The sequence below is a fragment of the Mesorhizobium ciceri WSM4083 genome, assembly GCF_000519305.1.
Taxonomy (GTDB): Bacteria; Pseudomonadota; Alphaproteobacteria; order Rhizobiales; family Rhizobiaceae; genus Mesorhizobium; species Mesorhizobium ciceri_B.
Genome location: NZ_JAFG01000007.1, coordinates 55,681 through 79,600, shown reverse-complemented (window position 1 = coordinate 79,600; position 23,920 = coordinate 55,681). Strand labels below are relative to the sequence as shown.

The following is a 23,920-nucleotide window of genomic DNA, read 5'->3' as shown; positions in this document are numbered from 1 at the left end:
CGCTGGAGTGCCAAAGGAATGGCCGGAAATTTCTCGTTCGATCAGTTGAAGAAAGCGGTCTCCAGCGGTGAGATCGACACCGTGCTGGCCTGCATCGTCGACATGCAGGGACGGCTGGCGGGAAAGCGCTTCCTGGCGCAGTACTTCGTCGATTCCGCGCATGACGAAACGCATGGCTGCAACTATCTGCTGGCCGCCGACATCGATATGGAGCCGGTGCCGGGCTACAAGGCGGCGAGCTGGTCGAAGGGCTATGGCGATTTCGTCATGAAGCCGGATCTCGCCACGCTGCGGCGCATTCCCTGGCTGGAAAAGACCGCACTCGTGATCTGCGACGTGCTCGACCACCACACCCATGACGACCTGCCGCACTCGCCGCGCGCCATCTTGAAGAAGCAGGTCAAGCGGCTGAGCGAGCGCGGCTATATCGGCTATTTCGCTTCCGAGCTCGAATTCTATCTGTTCAACGAGACCTATGATTCCGCGCGCAAGAAGCACTGGCAAGGTCTCGACACCGCATCGCCCTACATCGGCGACTACCAGATCGGCATCACTACCAAGGAAGAAGGCGTCATGCGCCGGCTTCGCAACGAGATGGAAGCGGCCGGCATCCCGATCGAAAACTCCAAGGGCGAGTGGGGTCCGGGCCAGGAAGAGATCAATGTGCGCTATGCCGAGGCGCTCGACATGGCCGACCGCCACGTCATCCTGAAGAACGGCGCCAAGGAAATCGCCGAGTCCGAGGGCAAGGCGATTTCGTTCATGTCCAAGTACAATTACGGGCTCGCCGGCAATTCCAGCCACATCCACAATTCGCTGTGGAGCGCCGACGGCAAGACACCGTTGTTCTTCGACAAAAAGGCCGACTGGACGCTGTCGACACTTGGCCAGCAATGGGCCGCCGGCCAACTCAAATATGCCAAGGAGTTCACCTGGTTTCTGGCGCCCTACATCAACTCCTACAAGCGCTTCCAGGCCGGTACCTTCGCGCCGACCAAGATCATGTGGAGCGAGGACAACCGCACCGCCGGCTTCCGCCTGTGCGGCGAGGGCACCAAGGGCATCCGCATGGAATGCCGCATCGGCGGCGCCGATCTGAACCCGTATCTTGCTTTCGCAGCGCTGATCGCCGCCGGCCTTGCCGGCATCGACGAGAAGCTGGAATTGCAGAAGCCGTTCGTCGGCGATGCCTATCAGGCATCGCGCCTGCCGGAGATTCCGAAGACGCTGCGCGATGCCACCGAGACGCTTGCGAAGTCGAAGATGCTCAGGCAGGCGCTCGGCGAGGACGTGCTCGAACATTATGTCCACACCGCTAAGTGGGAGCAGTTCGAATACGACCGCCGGATTACGGATTGGGAACTGCACAGGGGGTTCGAGCGGTATTAGTTACCGACCGTTCGCGCCGCCCCTCACCCATCCTCTCCCGTGAAGAACGGGGAGAGGGGTACCGGCAGGCGGATGAGGGGCAGCGCCAGCCCATACGATTTTTGATGTAGAATACGAGGACTTACAAAATGACCGAGACGGTCAAACTCATTACCCCCGTCGATGGCTCGATCTATGCCGAGCGGCCGATCGCAACAGATCAGGCGATCAATGCCGCGGTCGAGCGCGCCAAGGCGGCGCAAGAAAAGTGGGCTGAGACGCCGATTGTCGAGCGCGGCAAGTACATGCTCGCCATGCTCGAAGCGCTGGTCGCGATATCAGACGAGATCGTGCCGGAGATCGCCTGGCAGATGGGGCGTCCAGTGCGCTACGGCGGCGAGTTCGGCGGGGTCAGGGAACGCACCACCTACATGGTCGAGATCGCCGAGCAGGCGCTCAGATCCGTGCCTGCCTCCAACCCGAAGGATGGCTTTCGCCGCTATGTGAAGAAGGACCCGCTTGGCGTCGTCATGGTGATCGCGCCGTGGAATTACCCCTATCTCACCGCCGTCAATACCATTGTGCCGGCGCTGATGGCAGGCAACACCGTGATCCTCAAACATGCGGCGCAGACACTGCTGGTCGGCGAACGCTTCCAGCAGGCTTTTGACAAGGTCGGCCTGCCCAAAGGTGTGTTCCAGAATGTCGTGCTCAATCACGCCCAGACCGAAAAACTGCTCGGCTCGGGCAAGATCGACCATGTCAATTTCACCGGCTCGGTCGGCGGCGGCAGCGCCATCGAAAAGGCGGTGGCCGGCACCTTCATGACGCTCGGCCTCGAGCTTGGCGGCAAGGATCCGGCCTATGTGCTGCCTGACGCCAAGATGGATCATGCCGTAGCCAACCTAGTCGACGGCGCTTTCTACAATTCCGGCCAGTGCTGCTGCGGCATCGAACGTGTCTATGTGCACGAGAAGGTCTATGACGAATTCGTCGAAGGTTTTATCGCCGAGACCAAGAACTATGTCGTCGGCAATCCGCTCGACCAGACGACGACGATGGGACCGATGGCGCAGGCGCGCTTCGCCGACCTGATCCGTGAACAGAAGGCCGAGGCACTGCGCAAGGGTGCCAAGGCGCACATCAACATGAAGGTGGCTAACGACAGGGCCGGCTCGCCCTATCTGGCGCCGGAAGTGCTGACCAATGTGGATCACCAGATGAGCGTCATGCGCGAGGAAAGCTTTGGCCCGATCGTCGGCATCATGAAGGTGCGCAACGACGAAGAGGCGATCGCGCTGATGAACGACAGCCCCTACGGACTGACCGCTTCGATCTGGACGCGCGATACCGAGCATGCCGTTGCGATCGGCAACCGCGTCGAGACCGGCACGGTGTTCATGAACCGCTGCGACTACCTCGATCCGGCCTTGGTGTGGACCGGCGTCAAGGACACCGGCAAGGGCGCGGGCTTGTCGGCCATCGGCTATGACAATCTCACCAGGCCGAAATCATTCCATCTGCGCGAAGCCATCTGATTTATTGAAAGAAAAAAATGTCCAAGCTGATCTCCAAATGGAACTATCCCACCACCGTCCGCTTCGGCGCCGGCCGCATTAAGGAATTGCCGGAGGTACTGGCGGCCACCGGCATCAAGCGGCCGTTGTTCGTCACCGATCCGGGCCTGGCGAAACTGCCGGTCGTCGCCTCGACGCTGAAGATACTCGACGAAGCCAAAGTTCCCTACGGCGTCTTCTCCGAGGTCAGGCCGAACCCGGTCGAATCCAATCTGACCGCCGGCATCGCCGTGTTCAAGAAGGGCAAGCATGACGGCGTCATCGCCTTCGGCGGCGGTTCGGCGCTCGATCTCGGCAAGCTGATCGCCTTCCAGGCCGGGCAGGTCAGGCCGGTGTGGGATTTCGAGGATGTCGACGACTGGTGGACGCGCGCCAATTCCGATGCGATAGCGCCGATCATCGCCGTGCCGACCACAGCCGGCACCGGATCGGAGGTCGGCCGCGCCGGCGTCATCACCAATGAGGCGACGCACACCAAGAAGGTCATCTTCCATCCGAAACTTCTACCGGCAATCGTCATCGCCGATCCGGAACTGTCGGTCGGCATGCCCGGCTTCATCACCGCCGGCACCGGCATGGATGCGCTCGCGCACTGTCTCGAAGCCTATTGCGCGCCGGGCTATCATCCGATGGCCGACGGCATTGCCGTCGAAGGTGTGCGCCTAGTCTTCGAGAACCTGCCGAAGGCCTATGCCAACGGCGGGGATCTCGTCGCCCGCGCCCATATGATGAGCGCCGCTGCCATGGGCGCCACCGCGTTCCAGAAGGGGCTCGGCGCCATCCATTCGCTGTCGCATCCGATCGGCGCGCTCTACGACACCCATCACGGTATGACCAACGCGGTGTTCATGCCCTATGTTCTGGCCTTCAACCGGGACTCCATCGAGGAGCGTATCGGCCGGCTCGCCGCCTATTGCGGCATCAAGGGCGGCTTCAACGGGTTCGCCAAGGCGATCATCAGGCTGCGCAAGGAATTGAAGGTGCCGCATGCGCTGCCGGGCCTTATTAAAGGGCTCGACATGGACAAGAAACGCAAGGCGCTGATCGCCGACATGGCGGTGGTCGATCCGACCGCCGGCGGCAACCCGGTCAAGCTGACCAAGAAGGCGGCGCTGACCTTGCTCGAAAACGCCATCGCCGGCACGATCTGAGGCGTTTTCCGCGCCGCAAAGTGATCTGAAAAGGGGCTATGAAAACAAGGGGGAGGATGACGGGCAAGGCAAAAACTAGTTAGCCGGAAAAAGAATCGCGGAGCGATTGCTACATCAGGTTAAAAAGAGTTTACTTTTTCGCACTGCGAGCAGCCGCTTTCACAAAGCTTTCATCTGGCTGTCACATGAAAACGATACCGCATCGCAGGCGTCCAACGGCGTCAGTTCAACGGAGAGAACACATGTTCAAATTCACGGGGAAAGTGCTTTCCCTTTCGGCCGCGGCGCTTTTCGCGTCGACGGTGATTTCGTCCGCGGATTCGCTGGACGATCTCGTCAAGGCCGCCAAGGCGGAAGGCCAGCTCACCACCATCGCGCTGCCGCATGACTGGTGCGGTTACGGCGACGTCATTGCAGGCTTCAAGGCGAAGTATCCGGAAATCACCGTCAACGAACTCAATCCCGATGCCGGTTCCGGCGACGAGATCGAGGCGATCAAGGCCAACAAGGACAACAAGGGCCCGCAGGCGCCCGACGTCATCGACGTCGGCCTGTCCTTCGGCCCGACCGCCAAGGCCGATGGCCTGATCCAGCCCTACAAGGTGTCGACCTGGGACTCGATCCCCGACAGCGCCAAGGATGCCGAAGGCTTCTGGACCGGCGACTATTACGGCGTGCTTTCCTTCCAGGTGAACAAGGACCTCGTCAAGGAATCTCCGGCCGACTGGGCCGACCTGCTGAAGCCGGAATTCGCCAACTCGGTAGCCCTAGCCGGTGATCCGCGGGCCTCGAACCAGGCTATCCAGGCGGTTTATGCCGCCGGCCTGTCGTCAGGCGCCGCCGCCGGTGAAGCTGCCGGCACCGCTGGCCTCGACTTCTTCAAGAAGCTCAACGCCGCCGGCAATTTCGTGCCGGTCATCGGAAAGGCCGCGACGCTCGCCCAGGGCCAGACTCCGATCCTCGTCACCTGGGACTACAACGCGCTCGCCGGCCGCGACACGCTGAAGGGCAATCCGCCCGTCGACGTCGTCGTGCCGAAGACCGGTGTTGTCGCCGGTGTCTACGTGCAGGCGATCAGCGCCTACGCGCCGCATCCGAATGCAGCCAAGCTCTGGCTCGAATACCTCTACTCGGACGAAGGCCAGATCGGCTGGCTGAAAGGCTATTGCCACCCGATCCGCTTCAACGATCTCGCCAAGAACGGCAAGATCCCGGCTGACATCCTGGCCAAGCTGCCGCCGGCCGAAGCCTATGCTTCCGCCGTGTTCCCGACACTCGACGAGCAGGGCAAGTCCAAGGAAGCCATCACCAAGAACTGGGATGCCGTCGTCGGCGCCAACGTCAAGTAATTCACACCATGCCGGGCGGCTTCGCGGCCGCCCGGTCCTTCTCTCGAAGACGGTAGCCGGCGCATGACCGATATCTCATTGTCCGACCACGCTGTTACCGGGAAGACCGCGCCTCCCGCCGAAGCACGCAGCATGCGGCTGCCGACACAATGGCTTGGTGTCGCGCCTTTCTTCATCTTCGCCATCATGTTCCTCATCCTGCCCACGCTCTATCTGATGCTGGGTGCATTCCAGAACGATGCCGGCGAATTCACTCTCGAGAACATCGCAGCGCTGGCGCAACCGTCCATCGTTGCCGCCTACTGGATTTCGATCAAGATCAGTCTTGCTTCATCGCTGATTGGCGCATTTGCGGGCCTGGCGATTGCCATCGCCATCGTGCGCGGTGGCCTGCCGGACTGGATACGTTCGGCGACACTGACGTTTTCCGGCGTGGCCTCCAATTTTGCCGGCGTGCCGCTGGCCTTTGCCTTCCTCGCCACGCTCGGCCGCCTCGGCCTTGCGACGGTGATCCTGAACACCGTGTTCGGCCTTAACATCTACGCGCATGGCTTCAACATCCTGTCATTCTGGGGCCTGACACTGACCTATGTCTATTTCCAGATACCGCTGATGGTGGTGATCATCGTGCCAGCCATCGACGGGCTGAAGAAGGAATGGGGCGAGGCAGCCGCGACGCTGGGCGCGACCATGTCCCAGTACTGGCGCATGGTGGTCATTCCGGTGATCTGGCCGAGTTTCCTCGGCACCGTGATCCTGTTGTTCGCCAACGCCTTCGGCGCCATCGCCACCGCCTATGCGCTGACCGGCTCGTCGCTCAACATCGTGCCGATCCTGCTTTATGCACAGATCCGTGGAGATGTGCTGCACAATGCCCATCTCGGCTATGCCATCGCCTTCGGCATGATCGTCATCACCGGTCTTGCCAATGTGTTCTACATCTGGTTCCGGACCCGTTCCGAGAGGTGGCTGAAATGAAGTCGGGAAAGTTCTGGGCCTGGCTCGTCTTCGCTCTTGGCGCGGCCTACTTTTTCATCCCGCTGATCGCGACCGTGGAGTTCTCGATGCGCATGCGGCGCGGGGAGTACTCCTTCGACGCCTACAAGGTCGTGTTGGGCGATGCCCGTTTCCAGGCCACCTTCGGCTATTCGGTACTGGCAGCCGTTTTCACCATCATTCTCGGCGTGCTGATCGTGGTGCCCGCCGCTTATTGGATCCGGCTTCGGCTGCCGCAATTGCGGCCGATCGTCGAATTCATTACCCTGCTGCCGCTGGTCATTCCGGCCATCGTCATCGTCTTCGGCTACATCAGAATGTACGGGTCGAATTCGCCGCTGCCGTTCCTGGCGACCGATACAGGCACCAATGCGTTGCTGGTCATCGGCTATGCGACACTGGCGCTGCCCTATATGTATCGCGCCGTCGACACCGGGCTTCGCACAATCGACGTGCGCACCTTGACGGAAGCTGCACAGATCCTTGGCGCTGGTTGGGGAACGATCATCACCCGTGTCATCCTGCCCAACGTGCTGATCGCGGTGCTCTCGGGGGCCTTCCTCACCTTCGCCATCGTCATCGGCGAATTCACCATGGCGAGCCTGCTCAACCGGCCTGCTTTCGGCCCGTATCTGCAAAATATCGGCGCCAACCGCGCCTATGAGCCGGCGGCACTTGCCATCATTGCCTTCGCCATCACCTGGGGCTGCATGTCGCTGATCCAGATACTGTCCCGCTTCGCGCCGAAATCGGCGAACCGCCCAAATTGATCGAGAGAACCACCCCATGGCCGACCCATTCCTCTCCATCCAGCACGTTCGAAAATCCTTCGGCGCCACCACGGTGGTGGAGGATTTCAATCTCGACGTAGAGCGCGGCGAATTTGTCTCTTTCCTCGGGCCATCCGGCTGCGGCAAGACGACGGTGCTGCGCATGGTGGCTGGTTTCGAGGAACCGAGCGCCGGCACGATCGTCGTCAGCGGCAAGGACATTACGAGGCTGAAGCCCAACCAGCGCAATGTCGGCATGGTGTTCCAGGCCTATGCGCTGTTCCCGAACCTGACCGTGGCGCAGAACATCGGCTTCGGCTTGAAGGTCGCCGGCATGCCGAGGGCGGACATCGATGCCCGTGTCACCGAGATGCTCGGCATTATCAAGCTGCCGCAGATGGCGGATCGCTATCCCTATCAGCTCTCGGGCGGCCAGCAGCAGCGCATCGCGCTGGCTCGCGCCATCGCGCCGAAGCCGAAGCTCTTGCTGCTCGACGAGCCGCTGTCGGCGCTCGATGCCAAGGTGCGCGTGTCGCTGCGCGAGGAAATCCGCTCGATCCAGAAGAAGCTCGGCATCACAACCATTTTCGTGACGCACGATCAGGAGGAGGCGCTGTCGATCTCGGACCGGATCGCCGTCATGTATGGCGGCAAGGCCGAGCAGGTCGGCACGCCGTTCGAGATCTACAACCGCCCGGCGACCAAGTTCGTCGCCAATTTCGTCGGCACGCTGAACGTGCTCGAAGGCACCGTCACCGATGCCGCCGCAGGCACGGTGCGGGTCAATTCCGAACAGGTCTCGCTCAAGGGCAAGCTCAACGGTTCCAAGTCGGGCGACACGCTGTCGCTGGCGTTGCGTCCGGAAGCCATCTCGCTTGGCCGCCAGCCCGGCCGCGACTCCAGCCTGTCCGGCGAAATCTCCGAAGTGCATTTCCTCGGCTCGGTCATCCGGGTTCGCGTCGGCATTGGCGGCAACACGGTATCGCTCGACACATTCAACAGCCCGGCGACACCGCCGCCCGCGGTCGGTGAAAAGGCCGAGATCTCGTTTTCGTCGAGCGATATGCTGGTGCTGCACTAGGCTGCCGCGCTTGTTTGGAATGAATGGCTGCATCCCAGTCTACGAGACGGGAGGATGCTTGCGCCCGCGTGGCATGGGGCAATGCAGCGAAGTCGGTTGTTTAAGCAAACCCGATATCAGGTGATCTCGATGCCGGTGGGGTCAGCGCATTTGTCAAATTAGCAGAAAGGCAATTCGAGGTATCCTGCCGGCTCGAGCTTGCTGGGCAAATCAACAGTTTCCAGCCGCTTTGCCGCTGCCAGAACCTCGCTTCCCGGCTATAACAGGCCATGGTTCTTTTCGAACTGACACTCGTTCTGCTGTTGATCGCCGTTGCGCTGACGGCGCTGTCGCGACGGCTGGAGGTTCCCTACCCCTCTTTGCTGGCGCTGGCGGGGGTAGGCATCGCCTTCGTGCCTGGCGTGCCGACCATCGAGATCGACCCGGAACTGGCGCTTGCCCTGTTCATCGCGCCGGTGCTGCTCGATGCCGCCTATGACACGTCGCTGCGCGATCTCAACCGCTACAGGGTGCCGCTTGTGCTGCTGGCGCTTGGTGCCGTCCTTTTCACGACGGCGACGGTCGCGCTGGCCGGCTGGGCGATGGCAGGTCTGCCGATCGCCGCGGCCATAGCGCTTGGCGCCATCGTGGCGCCGCCCGATGCGGTTGCGGCATCGGCCGTGCTTGGCCAGTTCAAGGTGCCGCACCGCATCACTGCCATTCTGCAAGGCGAGAGCCTGCTCAACGACGCCACCGCCTTGCTGATCTACCGGATGGCGATTTCGGCGGCAGCAGGTTCCATTCTGCTGAGCAGCGCCGTTCCGATGATCCTGCTGTCCACGCTCGGCAGCCTTGCCGCCGGCTACCTGCTTGGCCGGTTGTCTCTGATGACGCTGGGCCGGATCGAAGACCCGGCGAGCGGCACTGTGGTGCAATTTGCCGGCACATTCGGGGTCTGGATCCTGGCCGACAGGATCGGACTGTCGGCCATCATCACCATAGTCGTCTATGCCATGACGATCGCGCGCACCGCGCCGCGCCGCATGCCGGCCAGAAACCGCATCAGTTCTTATTCGGTCTGGGAAACGGCGGTCTTCGTGCTCAACGTGCTGGCTTTCGTGCTGATGGGCCTGCAGGCGCGTACGATCGTCGGCCGGCTTGCCGGGCAGGGGCAGACCGATGCGTTCGTCCTGGCCGGGACAGTGCTTGCCATCGTCATCGTCTCACGCCTCATCTGGGTGCTGGGGTGCGGCACGATCATCAGGTGGTTTGGCCGTTTCGGCGTGGCTGATCGTCAGCGTGACGCTCCGTCGTTTCGTGGCGGCGTGCTGATCGGCTGGTGCGGGATGCGCGGTTTGGTGACGCTTGCGGCGGCATTCGCCCTGCCGGCTGACTTCCCGGCCCGCGACCCGATCGTGCTCGCTGCCTTCACGGTTGTGCTCGGCACGCTGGTGCTGCAAGGCATGAGCCTGAAGCCGCTGCTGCGCCTGCTGAACCTCGACCCTGACGAAACCGTCGACCGCGAGGTTGCGCAGGCACGCGTTGTGGTCATGCAGGCGGCGCTCGACATATTGAGCGGCAAGACATCGGACGCGGCGGCCGCGGTGCGCGAGCAATATGCCGCTCAACGCAAGATCGCCAAAAATCCCGACGATGCCCAGGCGGCGACCGAATATGACCGCTTGCGTCTTTACGCGATCAAGAGCCAGCGCGACGCGCTGGAGGAATTGCGCCGCAACGGGACGATTGGCGACGAAGCCTATCATCGCCTTGAGGAAGAGATCGACTGGACCGAACTGGCGGCGTCGCCACCCGGCCGGTTCCAGCCGCTGAATACTTAAGGCATCGCGCGCCGTTTTCCGGCGCACGGAAGATACCGAAGTGCTTCGGGATCGGTGCATGATCCCGGTTAAGCAAGGCTGGTCCAAGCCACGTCCATTCTCCTGCACATTGCAACCATGGCATCGAACCGCTACTGCCAACACGAAATTGAGCCGGATAAGCAATGAAGCTGGTCAGCTACAACATCCAGTACGGGTTCGGCGGCGACGGCCGCTACGATCTTTCGCGCGCCGCGCGCATCGTTGCCGGCGCCGACATCATTGCGCTGCAGGAAGTCGAACGGCATTGGCAGCGCAGCAATTTCGACGACCAGCCGGAGTTGCTTTCCCGTCTGTTGCCCGAACATCACTGGGTCTACGGCCCGGCCTTCGACATGGATGCCAGCGAAAGGCGCGACGGCCGTCTGGTCAATCGGCGCCGCCAGTTCGGCACCATGGTGCTGTCGAGACTGCCGATCGTCTGGTCGCGGCTGCATGCGCTGCCGATGCGCCGCACGCAACGGCCGCTCAACACCCGCAATGCAGCACTTGAATGCATGATCCGCACGCCGGCAGGGCCGGTGCGGGTGTTGTCGCTGCATCTCGCCCACATCGCGGCCGAGGAGCGGCTGGAGCAGATCGACTATCTCCTGGGCGAGCATCGCCGGGCACCGTCCGATGGCGGACCGTGGAGCGGCGTCGACGACGAGCCCACGCGCAACTGGACCAGCGGCGAGGCGGAGCCGGAAAACCCGCTGGCGGCGATCTGGATGGGCGATTTCAACATGGAGCCGGACAGCGCCGAGTATCGCCGCATCGTCGGCAGCACGCCCTACCATCGGGGTGCCGCCTATCTCAGCGGTTTCGTCGATGCCGCCGCCGTTGCCGGGGAGCCGGTTCCGGACTTCCACACCCATGTGAAGACCATCGACGGCAGGCTGGCAAAACGCCGGCTCGACCATTGTTTCGTCGGCGGCATGTTGGCCGCGCGGGTGCGTTCGATCAGTGCCGATATCGACGAGGTTGCCTCGGATCATTTTCCGCTGCGGGTCGACATCGACCTGGAAACGCCCGGCATTGCCACATGACGCTTTTCGTCTTTTTCGCAGTGCTTGCCGCCGCCGCCATGCACGCGATCTGGAACGCGCTGGTCAAGGTCCATCTCGACCGCTTCCTGTCGATCACGCTGATGACGCTGGGCATGGGCGCTGCGGCACTCGTGGTGCTGCCTTTCGTCGAAGTGCCGAAGGCGGAGGTGTGGCCCTACATCATCGCCTCCGTCATTTTCCACATGGGCTACCGGACCTTCCTGATCGGCGCCTACAAGGCGGGCGATTTCGCCCAGACCTATCCGCTGGCGCGAGGCACCGCACCTCTGCTCTCGGCCTTTGGCGGCATGTTCGTCGTTGCCGAGATCCCCGGCCCGTTCGCCATGCTCGGTATCTTCCTGTTGTCGGCCGGCACGCTGGTGATGTCGTTTCGTGGCGGCGCGCATCTGGAAAAACTCAATCTGCGCGCGGTTGGCTTCGCGCTCGGCACTTCCATCTTCATTGCCAGCTATACGCTGTCGGACGGCAGTGGCGCGCGGCTGGCGGCAACCGCGCAGAGCTATGCCGCCTGGCTGTTCATCTGCGATGCTTTAGGCGCGTTGGTGCTGTGCCTCATCTTCCGCGGGCCGAAGGCACTGCCGGTGCTGGCGCGCGACTGGAAGGCAGGGCTGTTCACCGGCGTGCTCAGCGGCGCCGCCTACTGGATCGTCATGTGGGCGATGACCAAAGCACCGATCGCCTCCGTGGCCTCGCTGCGCGAAACCTCGATCCTGTTTGCCATGACGATCTCGGTCTTCGCTCTCGGCGAAAAAATGACCGGCTGGCGCGGTGCCGCCGCGCTCAGCATCGTGGCCGGTGTCGTCGCGCTGAGGCTTGGTTAGGCGCCGCTCAGGTCAGGACGGTCATCACCTGGCCACGTCGTTCCGGGCTGAAGCGGATGACGACGATGATGCAGACGGCGACCACGCCTGCGAACAGCGCCAGGGCATAGCCATAGCTGCCTCCGGCGCTTTCAGCGATTCCTGCTTGATAGGGGCCGCCATAGGACGCGGCGAGATTGCCCGCCTGATAGATAAAGCCGGGCAATGTCGCCCGCACCGCTCCGGGCGAAAGCTCGTTGAGGTGCACGGGGATGACGCCCCAGGCGCCCTGGACCGCGACCTGCATGACGAAGGCGCCGATGGCGAGCATGAACGGCGTGGTCGAGTAGGCCCAAAGCGGAATCGACGGCAAGGCGATCAGGCAGGCCAGCGTGATGGCGTTGACGCGGCCGATCTTCTCCGACAGCGCGCCGAATGCCAGGCCGCCGACGATGGCGCCGATATTGGCGACGATGGTGATCCAGCTCACCGTATGCGGATCGAAGCCGTGCTGCTTTTTCAGAAAGGTGGGGTAGAGGTCCTGCGTGCCATGGCTGAAGAAATTGAAGAACATCATCAGCACGACGGCATAGAGCGCGACGCCCCAGTGTTTCTGCAGGGTTTCCCACATGCCCGGTCTCGCGGTCTTCTGCGCTTCGACGAAGGCTGGCGATTCCGGCACGTGCGAGCGGATGAAGAGCACAATCAGCGCCGGCACGAAGCTGAGCAGGAACATGGCACGCCAGCCGATCGTGTAGCCGCCGATCGTTTGCTGATAGAGCAGGCCATAGACCACCGCCGCCAAGAGATAACCGGCCGGATAGCCGCATTGCAGGATGCCGGAGACCATGCCGCGTGCGCTCGGCGGGATGGATTCCATGGCCAGCGAACTGCCAAGCCCCCATTCGCCGCCCATGGCGATGCCGAACAAAGCACGCAGGGCGAGGAATATGCCGAGATTGGGTGAGAAGGCGGCCAGCGCGCCGATCACCGAATAGCTCACGATGTTGAGCATGAGGATCGGCTTGCGCCCGTATTTGTCGGCAAGCATGCCGAAGAAGAAAGCGCCGATGAAGCGCGTTGCCAGCGTCAGGAACAGCGCCTTGGAGACCGCGGGCACGTCGGCGTGGAATTCGGTCGCGATATCGGTAAGCAGGAATGTCAGAAGGAAGAAATCGAAAGCATCGAGCGTCCAGCCCAGGAATGAGGCGAGGACAGTCTTCTTCTGCTGCGAATTAAGGGGCAAATCTTCCTCCATCATCAATGGGGGAATTATCGGCCAGTTCAGGGAAGACGGTGGTCACTTTTTCGCGCGGTACATTTGATCGAACGCCCGCTGGAATGGCGGAAGGTGCGACCGGTGCCACCTGTCGATGAACTCGATCGTGGCTTGAGGATGAGGTCTAGATTTCGAGATCAAACACCATCAGTCCGTCCGTGCCGCCTTCCAGGGCAGCGACCAGGCGCGCGCCGGCGCGCTGGTGCGCCTCATGCACCAGATAGGCGTCGCGCGCGGCGGCGTCGCGGAAGTCGATGGTAAAGCCATGGGTAAAACCGCGTGCGAACGGCTCCGGGCTGACATTGGCGCTGAATTTTACTGCGTCCATGCCGTCGATCACCTGTCGAAGCGCCTCGAGAACGGCATGGATCGCCGTGCGCTCGGTGGCGGCGACATCATTGCGAAACGTGACGAAAACACAGTGCCTGATCATGTCTTACTCCTCAGTGGCTAAGCAGCCCGGTTTCCGGAAAACACCGCCGGCGGCAGCGGCTCGCGGCCGAGGACCAGATCGGCTCCTTTTTCACCGACCATGATTGTCGGCGCATTGGTGTTGGATGAAGGCACGCGCGGCATCACCGAGGCGTCGCAGACGCGCAGGCCCTCGATGCCGCGCAGCCGCAGGTCCGGCGTCACGACAGCCATATCGTCATGGCCCATGCGGCAGGTGCCGACCGGATGGTGGTCGGTCTTGGAACTGCGGCAGGCATAGTCGAACAGCTCGTCGTCGCTGGCGAGCGACGGGCCGGGCAGCACTTCGCGCAGCACGTAAGGGGCAAGCGCCTTCTGCCGCATGATCTCGCGCGCGAGCCGCAGCCCCTTGATCGACATGGCGCGGTCATAGGGATCGGACCAGTAGTTCGGATCGATCAGCGGGTGATCGGCCGGGTCGGCACTTTTCAGTCGCACTGTGCCGCGCGAACGCGGCCGCAGGAAGGCCGAGTTCAAAGTGACGCCGGGGTTTTTCAGCTTCTCGACGCCGGCTTCGATGCCGGAACCCAAGCCGAGATGGAACTGGATGTCGGGCGAGGCGGCTGTCGGGTCGGCGTACCAGAAGCCGCCGGTCTCGAACAGGCTGGAGGCCACCGGCCCCTTCTTCAGCAGCAGATATTGCAGGCCGGCCCATGCCGTGCGGTGCAGCTTGGCGTAGTTGTCATAGGTGTGATCGCCCGTACATTCGGCGATGACGAACAGATCGAGATGATCCTGCATGTTGGAGCCGACGCCGGGCAGGTCATGCACCGGCGTGACGCCGACCGACTTCAGATGGTCCGCGGGGCCGATGCCCGATTGCATCAGGAGTTTCGGCGAGCCGATGGCGCCGGACGAGACGATCACCTCGCGTTCGGCGCGCAGGATTTTCTTCTCGCCGCCCGGCCTGTCGACCACCTCGACGCCGATGGCGCGGCCCTTCTCGACGACGATGCGCGTCACCAGCACGTCGGTTCGGACGGTCAGGTTCTTGCGGGCGCGGATCGGCTTCAAATAGGCGACTGAAGCGGACGAGCGCCGGGCATCCTTCTGGGTCAGCTGGTAGTAGCCGACGCCTTCCTGGGCAGCGCCGTTGAAGTCCGGATTGAAGGGGATGCCCATCTCCTGGCCGGCACGGAAATAGGCTTCGCAGATCGGCAACGGCGCAATCGGGTTCGAGACGCCGAGCGGCCCCTGGTCGCCGTGAAAATCGTTGGCGTAGCGCTGGTTGTTCTCAGCGCGTTTGAAATAGGGCAACACATCGCGATAGCCCCAGCCGGCGAGGCCCTCTTCCTTCTCCCAGGCGTCGTAGTCGCGGGCGTTGCCGCGTGTATAGATCTGGGCGTTGATGGAGGAGCCGCCGCCGACCACCTTGGCCTGCGTGTACCAGAAGACGCGGTTCTTCATGTTTCTCTGCGGCACGGTCGACCAGCCCCAGGAGGCGATCCCCTTCGTCATCTTGGCGAAGCCGGCGGGCATGTGAATATAGGGATGCCAGTCCTTGCCGCCGGCTTCCAGCAGCAGAACGGAATTGCTGGGATCCTCGCTCAGCCGGTTGGCCAGAACGCAGCCGGCCGGACCGGCACCCACGATGATGTAGTCGGTCATTTTTTCATCCGTTCACAGCCGTGGCACCGAGAGCGCACCATCGACATTGATGATCGAGCCGGTCGAAAAGCCGAGCTTGCCGCCGGCGAGCGTCGCCACCACCGCCCCGATGTCCGATGCTTCGCCCCAGCGCTTTGCCGGCACCAGACCACCGTCGATGAGTGCGTCATATTTGGCGGTCACGCCTGAGGTCATGTCGGTGCGGATGATGCCGGGCCGCACCTCGAACACGCCGATGTTTTCGGGCGCGAGCCTGAGCGCCAGGTTCTTCACCCACATCGAAAGCCCGGCTTTCGAGATGCAGTAATCCGGCCGCTCCGGCGACGCCATTTCGGCGCTGACCGAGGTGATGGTGATGATTGATTTCGGGTGATCGCCTGGGGCAGCCAGCATCGCCTTGGCCACGGCCTGGCTGAGGAACACAGTGCCGCGCAGATTGATGCCGAGCGTGCGGTCGAAATTCTCCGGCTTGAGGTCCAAGAGGTCTCCGCGCACCACGGCGGCCACGCCGGCATTGTTGACCAGGCAGTCGATGCTGCCGAAGGCGTTCGTTGCGGCGACGACGAGGGCTGGATGGTCGTCGAGGTTGGCGATGTCACAACGCACATAGGCGAATTTTGAGCCGCGGGCGGCAATGGCGGCGGCAAGTTCGTCTGGAGCTTGGTCAGCAAGATCGGCGACCAGAATATCGAAGCCGGCATCGGCCAGCGCCTCGGCGCATGACAGTCCGATGCCGCGCGCGCCGCCGGTTACAATGGCTGCGGGGCGGGTCATTGGAAGCTAGCCTTGCGGATGTCAGCGCCGCCCCTCATCGCCCTGCCGGAGCGTTCGTCGTTCGAGAAGCCAAGCAGTTGGCTTTTCGTCCGCTGCGCGGACCACTCCTCAACCCCCCGTATAGTGACGGGGAGAAGGACGCTGTCGCCGCTGGCTTTGCCAATCGACAAAGAAGCGCCGCGGTTGCGGTCAGCATTCTTCTCCCCGTTTACGGGGAGAAGGTGCCGGCAGGCGGATGAGGGGCGGCGCAAACCGATCATGCCGTAAGCTCCACCTTACGGATGTGATCGGCGACACGCAGCGCCTGGGCTGCAATCGATAGCGCCGGGTTGACGGCGGCCGAGTTCGGTAGGAAACCGGCGTCGACGACGAACAGGTTCCGGTGGTCGAAGGAGCGGCAGTAAGGGTCGAGCGCCGCCGTCGCCGGATCATCGCCCATCTTGACCGTGCCGCACTGGTGCGACGGCGTGCGTTTGTCGAAGGGGCGCGAGAGAACGATGGGATAACCGCAGGCGCGGAAATTCTCGCGCATTACCTTGGTCAGCCCCTCGAGCGACTGCATGTTGGAGCGCCGCCACTGCATGACGATGTCCTTGCCGTCGACCATGATGCGGCTTTCCGGATCGGGCAGGTCCTCGCACATCAGGTACCAGTCGACGGCATGACCGGCCATAAAATCGAGCGCGAATTTCGGCGTGTACTTCACATTGGCCCGCAGCATATTGCCGTCGATTTTGCCGAGCAGCTGGACGTTGCCGAGCGGCTTGCCGCCCTTGCCGTCGGACAGATAATAGTCGTTCAGCATCAGCGTCTTTTGATAGACGGCATCGTTCCTGCGGCGCGGATCGATCGCCAGCATGGCGCTCGAATTGTGGTTCATGAAATTGCGGCCGACCTGGTCGGACCGGTTGGCGAGGCCTTTGCCATCCCCACTGCCGCTGTTGGGAGAGGGCGAGCGCAGCAGGATGACGGCGGAATTGACCGCGCCGGCCGACAGGATGACCAGCTTCGGTGATACTTTCTTCAGCTCGCCATTCTGCCGGTAGTGAACGGCTGATATCGTCGTGCCGTCTGGCGAGGCTTCGAGATATTCGACGTAAGCGCCGGTCTCGAGCTTGATGTTCTGATCGGTCAGGGCAGCCGTCAGCGGACCCGTCTGCGCGTCGACCTTGCCCTGGCCGGTGTTGGGAAAAGCATCCCAGCCGGTCTTGCCTTCTTTCAGCCAGGTGTCGATGTCGACGCCGAGCGGCAGCGAGGCTGGATGCAGGCCGAGGCCCTTCAGCTCGGCGCGGGCGCGGGCGATCGGTGCCTCGTCGGGCACCGGCTTGTAGGCGTAGGGGATCGAATGGAACGGCTCGGTCGGGTCCTCGCCCAGTGCACCGCGCACGCGAAACAGCTGTTCGGCTTTCGAATACCAGGGCTCGAATTCGTCATAGGTGAACGGCCAGGCCGGAGAGACGCCGCCGAAATGCTCCATGGCCGCAAAGTCCTCCTTGCGGTAGCGGATCAGAACCGCGCCATAGAACTTCGAATTGCCGCCGACATAGTAATAATTGCCGGGGTTGAAGGCGGCGCCGCCGGCCTCACGCCACATCTCCTTCGGCCTGTAATGGCCGTCGACGAAGATCGAGCGCGTATCGCGTGCGTGCGGCGTCGCCGGCAGCGGCTCGCCGCGCTCCAGCATCAGGATCGAGGCGCCGCTGCCGGCAAGGCCGGAAGCGATCGTGGCGCCGCCGATGCCGGAGCCGATGATGACGATGTCCGGATTTGTCATGGCCTAAATCGCGTCCCGACGCGCTTTAGTTTTTTGTTTTGATGCATGTCGTTGCCCCAAAACCGGATCCACTTTTGGGCGACATACATTAGCGAATACGGGTCTCGGTCGCCGGGTCGAAGAACACCGCCTTGGTCAGGTTGAAGGCAAGCGGCGTGTTGGTGCCCGGCTGGATGTTGGCGTCGGCACGCAGCCGCGCCACCACGCCCTTGCCGCCGAGATTGGTGACGGCGAAGGTGTCCGAGCCGGCCGGTTCGACGACCTCGATGTGACAGTCGGCGGTTGCGATGTGCGAGGCATTGCGTTCGGCACCTTCCGGATCGGTCAGGGCTTCGGGGCGGACACCGAAGATGATCGGCTTGCCCTGGAATGCCGACAGGCCGGCCGGTGCATTGGCCATCGGCAGCGAGATCGGCTCTCGTGCTTCGCGCTGCAGCACGACGGACAGCGCGTTGCCTGACGTGCCGATCGTCGCCGGGATCAGGTTCATCGCCGGCGAGCCCATGAAGTCGGCGACGAAGAGGTTGGTCGGGTTGTTGTAGATTTCGGCCGGGGTGCCGAACTGCTGCACCTCGCCATCGCGCATGACCGCGATCTTGGTAGCCAGCGTCATCGCCTCGATCTGGTCGTGGGTGACGTAGACGATGGTGGTGCCGGTGGTGGCATGCAGGCGCTTGATTTCGATGCGCATGTCGACGCGCAGCTTGGCGTCGAGGTTGGACAATGGCTCGTCGAACAGGAACAGTTTGGGGTCGCGCACCAGCGCCCGGCCCATGGCGACGCGCTGGCGCTGACCCCCTGAAAGCTGGCTCGGTTTGCGCTGCAAGAGGTGACCGATCTGCAGCACCTTGGCCACCTTGTCGATCGCCTTCTGACGTTCCGCCGCCGGCACGCCGCGCATCTCCATGCCGAAGGAGATGTTTCCGGCCACCGTCATGTTCGGATAGAGCGCATAGCTCTGAAACACCATGGCGATGTCGCGCTTGGAGGGGTGCAGATCGTTGATGGTGCGGCCGTCGACACGGATTTCACCCGAGGTGATCGTCTCCAGGCCGGCGATGGTGTTGAGCAAGGTGGACTTGCCGCAGCCGGAAGGGCCGACCAGCACCAGGAAGCCGCCTTTCTCGAGCTCGACATCGATCCCTTTCAGGATCTCGACCTGGCCGAAGCGCTTTCTCAGACCATCAATTTCCAGAAAAGCCATCAGATTATCCTTTGACGGCGCCAGCCATGAGACCGCGCACGAAATAGCGGCCGGCGAGCACATAGACGAGAAGGGTGGGCAGTGCGGCGATCATCGCGGCGGCCATGTTGACGTTGTATTCGACGACGCCGGTCGACGTGTTGACGACGTTGTTGAGCGCCACCGTCATCGGCATCGCGTCGCCGGTGCCGGCGTAGGCGGAAGCGAACAGGAAGTCGTTCCAGATGTTGGTGAACTGATAGATGACGGTCACGACGAAGATCGGCATCGAGTTCGGCAGCATGATGCGGCGGAAGATCTGGAAGAAGGATGCGCCGTCGACCTGTGCCGCCTTGACCAGTTCGGTCGGGAACGCCTCGTAGTAGTTGCGGAAGAACAGCGTGGTGAAGCCGATGCCGTAGACGACGTGGACGAAGACGAGGTTGACCGTCGGGTTGCCGAGGCCAAAGCTGGTTCCCGTCGCATTCTGCAGCGTGACGCCGAAGCGGCCGAGGCTGCCGAGGATGGTCGCCATCGGCAGCAGCACCGACTGGAACGGGATGAAGCAGGCGAACAGCATCAGCCCGAACACCAGCGTTGCGCCGCGGAAGCGCCATTTGGTCAGCACGTAGCCATTCAGCGCCCCAAGCATCGTCGAGATCAGGACGGCCGGGACCACCATCTTGATGGAGTTCCAGAAATAGCCCTTGATGCCGGCGCAGGTGAGGCCGACGCAGGTCTCGCCCCAGGCCTTCAGCCAGGGATCGAAGGTCGGTGCCCTGGGCAGCGCCAGCATGTTGCCGTTCTGGATCTCGTCCATGGTCTTGAACGAGGTCACCAGCATGACGAACAGCGGCATCAGATAAAATAGCGCAAACAGCGCCAGCAGCCCGTAGATGACGATGCGGTTGATAACCTTGACGTTGACGCCGCCGGAGGCCTGGCGGGCTGGAGTGGTGACGGCGCTCATCGCGGCTTCTCCCGCAGTTCCGAATAGAGGTAGGGCACGATGATAGCGACGATGGTCATCAGCATGATCACCGCACTTGCCGAGCCGACGGCCATTTCGTTGCGCTTGAACGTGTACTCATACATGAAGTTGGAGGGCAGCCAGGCCGAGCCGCCGGGGCCGCCGCTGGTCAGCGCCACGACCAGATCGTATGACTTGATGGCGAGGTGCGCGAGCACGATGAAGGCCGACAGGAAGATCGGCCGCAGCAGCGGGATGACGATGCGGCGGTAGAGCTGGAAGGTGGTGGCGCCGTCGATCTGCGCCGCCTTCATGATCTCGCCGTCGATGCCGCGCAGGCCGGCCAGGAACATCGCCATGATGAAGCCGGAAGCTTGCCAGACGCCGGCAATGACCACCGTGTAGATGACGAAATCCTTGTTCTTGATCCAGTCGAAATGGAAGCTCGTCCAGCCCCATTGATGCAAGGTCTGCTCGAGGCCGAGGCCGGGATCGAGGAACCATTTCCAGGCGACGCCGGTGACGATGAAGGACAGCGCCATCGGGTAGAGATAGATCGGTCTCAACACGCCTTCGCCGCGGATCTTCTGGTCGAGCAGGATGGCCAGGAACAGGCCGAGCGCCAGGCAGATTGCGATGTAGAGGAAACCGAAAATACCCATATTGGTGATCGACGTGTACCAGCTCGAGGGCGGGTCGGTGTCGAAGGTCCAGCCCCACAGCCGCTGATAGGCGCGCGAGCCTGTGATGACATAGGACGGGAAGGTCTTGGAATTGGTGAAGGAGAGATAGACCGTCCACAGGATGAAGCCGTAGACGAAAACGATGGTGATGGCGAAGCTCGGCGCCAGCACGATCTTCGGCAAGGCGTCCTGAAGATGCGAGCGCACCGAGGCGCGCGGCCGCTCTGGCGTCAGCTTGATCTGGCTTGTCGCTACCGTGCTCATGGGGCTCCTCCCGTCGGCGCGAGGCCGACCAGGTTCGCAGATCGAAGCCTTCCCCGCCGGAGCGGGGAAGGCATTTTCGGTGTGTTGCGCTTACTTGGCGTCGTCGATCGCCTTGACCAGCTCGGTCACGGCCTCGTCCGAGGTCTTGATCTGACCATGGACGAACTTCGAGACGACGTCCTTGTAGGCATTGGCGACCGCCGGAGGCGCGCCATAGCCCTGGGCCAGCGAGCCGAACAGCGTGCCGCCTTCGTTGGCTGCCTTCAGGTCGGCGATGCCCTTCTTGCCGCAAGCGTCGAAGTCGGTGTCCGGAACATCGGTACGGGCCGGAACCGAACCCTTGACGACGTTGAAGGCCGACTGGAAGCTCTTCGACAGGGTGGCGGTGGCCAGCGCAACCTGGGCGGCCTTGCGGTCGTCCGGAACGTTGAACATGCCGAACATGTCGGAGTTGTAGATCACCGAGCCGTCGGTGCCCGGGAAGCGATAGCACAGGAAGTCGGTGCCCGGCGTTTTCTTGGCGGCGTTGAACTCGCCCTTGGCCCAGTCGCCCATGACCTGCACCAGGGCATCGCCCTTGATGACCATGGCGGTGGCAAGGTTCCAGTCGCGGCCGGAGAAGTTGGGGTCGACATAGGTGACGAGCTTGGCGAGGTTGTCGAACGACTTCTTCATCGTGTCGGACTTGAGCGACGCGTCGTCGAGGTCGTTGAAGGCCTTCTTGTAGAACTCGGGTCCGCCGGTCGACAGCACGACGGAGTCGAACATGGTGGCTTCCTGCCAGTTCTGGCCGCCGAGAGCGAGCGGGATCACGCCTGCCGCCTTGGCCTTGTCGAGCAGGGCAACGAAGTCGTCGAAGGTTTTCGGCTCGGTGCCGCCGATCTTGTCCAGGACGGCCTTGTTGATCCACAGCCAGTTGACCGAGTGAACGTTGACCGGCGCCGCGACCCACTTGCCGTCATAGACCGAAAACTTCTGCAGGGCCGCCGGAACCGACTTGTCCCAGCCTTCCTTCTTCGCCGTCTCGGTCAGGTCGCCCATGACGCCCGCCGCCGCATAGTCGAGCACGGTATAGCCGAGCATCTGCGATGCGGTCGGGTAATTGCCGGCCGCGACCATCGCCTTCAGCGCGGTCATGGCCGCGTCGCCGCCGCCGCCGGCCACCGGCACGTCCTTCCAGGCATAGCCTTCCTTGGCCAGATCGCCCTTGAGGACGTTGAGAGCAGCCGCTTCGCCACCTGACGTCCACCAATGCAGCATCTGCACTTCCTTGACGTCCTCGGCATGGGCCGCGAAAGCCAGGCCGGATGCGAGAGCGGTTCCGATAAGCAGTTTGCGCAACATGTACTACCTCCCTTGTTGCATTACACGACCGGTGAAGCCCACCGGGTTCTTCTCAACTCAGCCGACCCACCACCCGGTGCGCTGGCCGCGATGAAACTGGATTGTCTTTTCCTCGGTATAGTCCTCTACGGCGCGTTTGCCGAGTTCGCGTCCGAGACCGGACTGCTTGTAGCCTCCGAAAGGCAGCTCGGGATAACCTTCCATGAATGTGTTCACCCAAACGGTTCCCGAACGCACTCCACGCGCGACCGACATGCAAGTGTCGATGCTGGCGCTCCACACGCCCGCCGACAAACCATAGGGCGTGTTGTTGGCGATGTGCAACGCCTTTTCAATCGATTCAAAAGTCAGCACCGAGAGCACCGGGCCGAACACTTCCTCGCGCGCTATGGCCATCTCCTCGGTAACGCCGCGGATGATGGTGGGATCGAGGTATTGGCCGACATTGGAGACCAATTGCTTGCCTCCGCTGTAAACCTGGCTGCCGTCGCCTTCAGCGGCAGAAACATAGCCGGCTACCTTCTTCAGATGGTCGGACGAGATCATCGCGCCGACCTTGGTTTGGTCATCGAGCGGATCGCCGACCGTCACCCTGGCTGTGAGCGCCTTGACGGTGCTGAGAAAATCGTCGGCGATCGCCTCGTGCACGATCAGCCGGCTGCCGGCATTGCAGCACTCGCCGGCATTGAAGAAGCCCCCGAACACCGCCGCATCGGCGGCCGCTTCGAGGTCGGCGTCCGGGAAGACGATCTGGCCGTTCTTGCCGCCGAGCTCCATCGAGACCTTCTTCAGCGACTGCGCGGCGGACGCCATCGTCATCTTGCCGACGCGGGTGGAGCCGGTGAACGAGACCATCTCGACCAGCGGATGGCTGACCATCGGCGCACCGACATCGGCGCCAAGGCCGGCGAGGACGTTGACGACGCCGGCGGGCAGGCCGGCCTGCATCAGGATGTCGCCGAGCACGAAGGTCGAGGCTGAGGTCATTTCGCTCGGCTTCACCACCGCCGTGCAGCCGGCGGCGAGCGCGAAGGGCAGTTTCTGGCTGACGATCAGGAACGGGAAATTCCACGGCGTGATGATCGAGACGACGCCGATCGGTTCGCGCAGCACGACGCCCAGCATGGCATCGCCGAGATTGGCGTAGGATTCACCATGCAACGTGCGGGCAAGCGAGGCGGCATAGCGCCAGATGTCGACGGCGCCGCCGATCTCGCCGCGCGCCTGGGCGATCGGCTTGCCGGATTCCAGTGCATCGAGCCGGGCGATGTCTTCCAGCCGGCCCTCGATCAGGTCGGCCGCCTTGAGCAGGATCGCGGCACGCTCGGCCGCCTTCATGCGCGGCCATGGGCCGGTCTCGAAAGCCTTGTGCGCAGCCTGCACAGCGGCTTCCACCTCGGCTTCGCCGGCCTGCGCATAGTGCGAAACGATAAAGCCGTGGCCGGGGCTCTGGCGCGCAATCGTGCGGCCGTCGCGGGCATCGACATGCTTGCCGTCGATCAGCAGTCTGTACGCTTTCGGTGCCGCAGCCGCCTCGGCCGGCATGGCGATCTTGAGGGGGGCGTTCATC

General features: G+C 62.7%; 20 protein-coding genes. 10 read left to right on the top strand and 10 right to left on the bottom strand.

Annotation, left to right across the window (positions count from 1 at the left end; translation table 11 throughout):
• Positions 1 to 18 precede the first annotated feature (18 nt).
• The 10 genes from MESCI2_RS0117010 to MESCI2_RS0116965 all read left to right on the top strand — a co-directional run bounded on the left by MESCI2_RS0117010 (position 19) and on the right by MESCI2_RS0116965 (position 12,021).
• Entirely contained in the window at positions 19 to 1,389 is a 1,371-nt protein-coding gene (locus MESCI2_RS0117010; RefSeq protein ID WP_027037627.1) for a glutamine synthetase family protein, read from the top strand.
• A 128-nt stretch (positions 1,390 to 1,517) separates the two neighbouring features.
• On the top strand, positions 1,518 to 2,906 hold the full coding sequence (locus MESCI2_RS0117005; RefSeq protein ID WP_027037626.1) for an aldehyde dehydrogenase family protein: 1,389 nt from the start codon (positions 1,518 to 1,520) through the stop codon (positions 2,904 to 2,906).
• A gap of 17 nt (positions 2,907 to 2,923) precedes the next feature.
• A complete protein-coding gene (locus tag MESCI2_RS0117000) occupies positions 2,924 to 4,096 on the top strand; it encodes an iron-containing alcohol dehydrogenase (protein ID WP_027037625.1) in 1,173 nt (390 codons plus the stop codon).
• A 242-nt stretch (positions 4,097 to 4,338) separates the two neighbouring features.
• On the top strand, positions 4,339 to 5,445 hold the full coding sequence (locus tag MESCI2_RS0116995; RefSeq protein WP_027037624.1) for an ABC transporter substrate-binding protein: 1,107 nt from the start codon (positions 4,339 to 4,341) through the stop codon (positions 5,443 to 5,445).
• A 63-nt stretch (positions 5,446 to 5,508) separates the two neighbouring features.
• Positions 5,509 to 6,423, top strand: a complete 915-nt coding sequence (locus MESCI2_RS0116990; RefSeq protein ID WP_023810098.1) for an ABC transporter permease — start codon at positions 5,509 to 5,511, stop codon at positions 6,421 to 6,423.
• Positions 6,420 to 7,211 (top strand): ABC transporter permease, encoded by a 792-nt coding sequence (locus tag MESCI2_RS0116985; protein ID WP_027037623.1) that lies wholly within the window; start codon positions 6,420 to 6,422, stop codon positions 7,209 to 7,211. The genes MESCI2_RS0116990 and MESCI2_RS0116985 overlap by 4 nt, the downstream gene beginning before the upstream one ends.
• 16 nt (positions 7,212 to 7,227) lie before the next feature.
• Positions 7,228 to 8,292 (top strand): ABC transporter ATP-binding protein, encoded by a 1,065-nt coding sequence (locus MESCI2_RS0116980; protein WP_027037622.1) that lies wholly within the window; start codon positions 7,228 to 7,230, stop codon positions 8,290 to 8,292.
• 269 nt (positions 8,293 to 8,561) lie between these two features.
• Entirely contained in the window at positions 8,562 to 10,112 is a 1,551-nt protein-coding gene (locus MESCI2_RS0116975) for a cation:proton antiporter (protein WP_027037621.1), read from the top strand.
• Between the two features lie 164 nt (positions 10,113 to 10,276).
• Positions 10,277 to 11,179: an endonuclease/exonuclease/phosphatase family protein gene (locus tag MESCI2_RS0116970; protein WP_027037620.1), complete on the top strand. Its 903-nt coding sequence runs from the start codon at positions 10,277 to 10,279 to the stop codon at positions 11,177 to 11,179.
• Positions 11,176 to 12,021: an EamA family transporter gene (locus MESCI2_RS0116965; protein WP_027037619.1), complete on the top strand. Its 846-nt coding sequence runs from the start codon at positions 11,176 to 11,178 to the stop codon at positions 12,019 to 12,021. The genes MESCI2_RS0116970 and MESCI2_RS0116965 overlap by 4 nt, the downstream gene beginning before the upstream one ends.
• A 7-nt stretch (positions 12,022 to 12,028) precedes the next feature.
• On the opposite strand, the gene MESCI2_RS0116960 is transcribed toward MESCI2_RS0116965, so the two are convergent.
• From MESCI2_RS0116960 to MESCI2_RS0116910, 10 genes are all read right to left on the bottom strand, one after another.
• Complete coding sequence (locus MESCI2_RS0116960) at positions 12,029 to 13,258, bottom strand: MFS transporter (RefSeq protein ID WP_430981667.1); 1,230 nt, start codon at positions 13,256 to 13,258, stop codon at positions 12,029 to 12,031.
• 145 nt (positions 13,259 to 13,403) lie between these two features.
• Positions 13,404 to 13,712: a Dabb family protein gene (locus MESCI2_RS0116955; RefSeq protein WP_027037617.1), complete on the bottom strand. Its 309-nt coding sequence runs from the start codon at positions 13,710 to 13,712 to the stop codon at positions 13,404 to 13,406.
• A gap of 17 nt (positions 13,713 to 13,729) precedes the next feature.
• The gene (locus tag MESCI2_RS0116950; protein WP_027037616.1) at positions 13,730 to 15,358 is read right to left on the bottom strand and encodes a GMC family oxidoreductase; all 1,629 of its coding nucleotides are present in this window, start codon (positions 15,356 to 15,358) and stop codon (positions 13,730 to 13,732) included.
• A gap of 12 nt (positions 15,359 to 15,370) precedes the next feature.
• The gene (locus MESCI2_RS0116945; RefSeq protein WP_027037615.1) at positions 15,371 to 16,132 is read right to left on the bottom strand and encodes a 3-ketoacyl-ACP reductase; all 762 of its coding nucleotides are present in this window, start codon (positions 16,130 to 16,132) and stop codon (positions 15,371 to 15,373) included.
• Positions 16,133 to 16,388: 256 nt separating this feature from the next.
• Positions 16,389 to 17,906 (bottom strand): GMC oxidoreductase, encoded by a 1,518-nt coding sequence (locus MESCI2_RS0116935; RefSeq protein WP_027037613.1) that lies wholly within the window; start codon positions 17,904 to 17,906, stop codon positions 16,389 to 16,391.
• Between the two features lie 88 nt (positions 17,907 to 17,994).
• Positions 17,995 to 19,110 (bottom strand): ABC transporter ATP-binding protein, encoded by a 1,116-nt coding sequence (locus MESCI2_RS0116930; RefSeq protein ID WP_027037612.1) that lies wholly within the window; start codon positions 19,108 to 19,110, stop codon positions 17,995 to 17,997.
• 4 nt (positions 19,111 to 19,114) lie between these two features.
• Positions 19,115 to 20,059: a carbohydrate ABC transporter permease gene (locus tag MESCI2_RS0116925; protein ID WP_023810088.1), complete on the bottom strand. Its 945-nt coding sequence runs from the start codon at positions 20,057 to 20,059 to the stop codon at positions 19,115 to 19,117.
• Complete coding sequence (locus MESCI2_RS0116920) at positions 20,056 to 21,006, bottom strand: carbohydrate ABC transporter permease (protein ID WP_027037611.1); 951 nt, start codon at positions 21,004 to 21,006, stop codon at positions 20,056 to 20,058. The genes MESCI2_RS0116925 and MESCI2_RS0116920 overlap by 4 nt, the downstream gene beginning before the upstream one ends.
• A gap of 90 nt (positions 21,007 to 21,096) precedes the next feature.
• The gene (locus tag MESCI2_RS0116915) at positions 21,097 to 22,350 is read right to left on the bottom strand and encodes an ABC transporter substrate-binding protein (protein ID WP_032900903.1); all 1,254 of its coding nucleotides are present in this window, start codon (positions 22,348 to 22,350) and stop codon (positions 21,097 to 21,099) included.
• Positions 22,351 to 22,407: 57 nt separating this feature from the next.
• On the bottom strand, positions 22,408 to 23,919 hold the full coding sequence (locus MESCI2_RS0116910; RefSeq protein WP_032900902.1) for an aldehyde dehydrogenase family protein: 1,512 nt from the start codon (positions 23,917 to 23,919) through the stop codon (positions 22,408 to 22,410).
• Position 23,920 lies beyond the last annotated feature (1 nt).

Coding starts and splice junctions, on each gene's coding strand:
- MESCI2_RS0116995 (WP_027037624.1), top strand. CDS start 4,339: ATGTTCAAATTCACGGGGAAAGTGCTTTCCCTTTCGGCCGCGGCGCTT.
- MESCI2_RS0116915 (WP_032900903.1), bottom strand. CDS start 22,350: ATGTTGCGCAAACTGCTTATCGGAACCGCTCTCGCATCCGGCCTGGCT.
- MESCI2_RS0116980 (WP_027037622.1), top strand. CDS start 7,228: ATGGCCGACCCATTCCTCTCCATCCAGCACGTTCGAAAATCCTTCGGC.
- MESCI2_RS0116945 (WP_027037615.1), bottom strand. CDS start 16,132: ATGACCCGCCCCGCAGCCATTGTAACCGGCGGCGCGCGCGGCATCGGA.
- MESCI2_RS0116925 (WP_023810088.1), bottom strand. CDS start 20,059: ATGAGCGCCGTCACCACTCCAGCCCGCCAGGCCTCCGGCGGCGTCAAC.
- MESCI2_RS0116960 (WP_430981667.1), bottom strand. CDS start 13,258: ATGGAGGAAGATTTGCCCCTTAATTCGCAGCAGAAGAAGACTGTCCTC.
- MESCI2_RS0116965 (WP_027037619.1), top strand. CDS start 11,176: ATGACGCTTTTCGTCTTTTTCGCAGTGCTTGCCGCCGCCGCCATGCAC.
- MESCI2_RS0117000 (WP_027037625.1), top strand. CDS start 2,924: ATGTCCAAGCTGATCTCCAAATGGAACTATCCCACCACCGTCCGCTTC.
- MESCI2_RS0117010 (WP_027037627.1), top strand. CDS start 19: ATGGCCGGAAATTTCTCGTTCGATCAGTTGAAGAAAGCGGTCTCCAGC.
- MESCI2_RS0117005 (WP_027037626.1), top strand. CDS start 1,518: ATGACCGAGACGGTCAAACTCATTACCCCCGTCGATGGCTCGATCTAT.
- MESCI2_RS0116985 (WP_027037623.1), top strand. CDS start 6,420: ATGAAGTCGGGAAAGTTCTGGGCCTGGCTCGTCTTCGCTCTTGGCGCG.
- MESCI2_RS0116950 (WP_027037616.1), bottom strand. CDS start 15,358: ATGACCGACTACATCATCGTGGGTGCCGGTCCGGCCGGCTGCGTTCTG.
- MESCI2_RS0116910 (WP_032900902.1), bottom strand. CDS start 23,919: ATGAACGCCCCCCTCAAGATCGCCATGCCGGCCGAGGCGGCTGCGGCA.
- MESCI2_RS0116935 (WP_027037613.1), bottom strand. CDS start 17,906: ATGACAAATCCGGACATCGTCATCATCGGCTCCGGCATCGGCGGCGCC.
- MESCI2_RS0116930 (WP_027037612.1), bottom strand. CDS start 19,110: ATGGCTTTTCTGGAAATTGATGGTCTGAGAAAGCGCTTCGGCCAGGTC.
- MESCI2_RS0116920 (WP_027037611.1), bottom strand. CDS start 21,006: ATGAGCACGGTAGCGACAAGCCAGATCAAGCTGACGCCAGAGCGGCCG.
- MESCI2_RS0116975 (WP_027037621.1), top strand. CDS start 8,562: ATGGTTCTTTTCGAACTGACACTCGTTCTGCTGTTGATCGCCGTTGCG.
- MESCI2_RS0116970 (WP_027037620.1), top strand. CDS start 10,277: ATGAAGCTGGTCAGCTACAACATCCAGTACGGGTTCGGCGGCGACGGC.
- MESCI2_RS0116955 (WP_027037617.1), bottom strand. CDS start 13,712: ATGATCAGGCACTGTGTTTTCGTCACGTTTCGCAATGATGTCGCCGCC.
- MESCI2_RS0116990 (WP_023810098.1), top strand. CDS start 5,509: ATGACCGATATCTCATTGTCCGACCACGCTGTTACCGGGAAGACCGCG.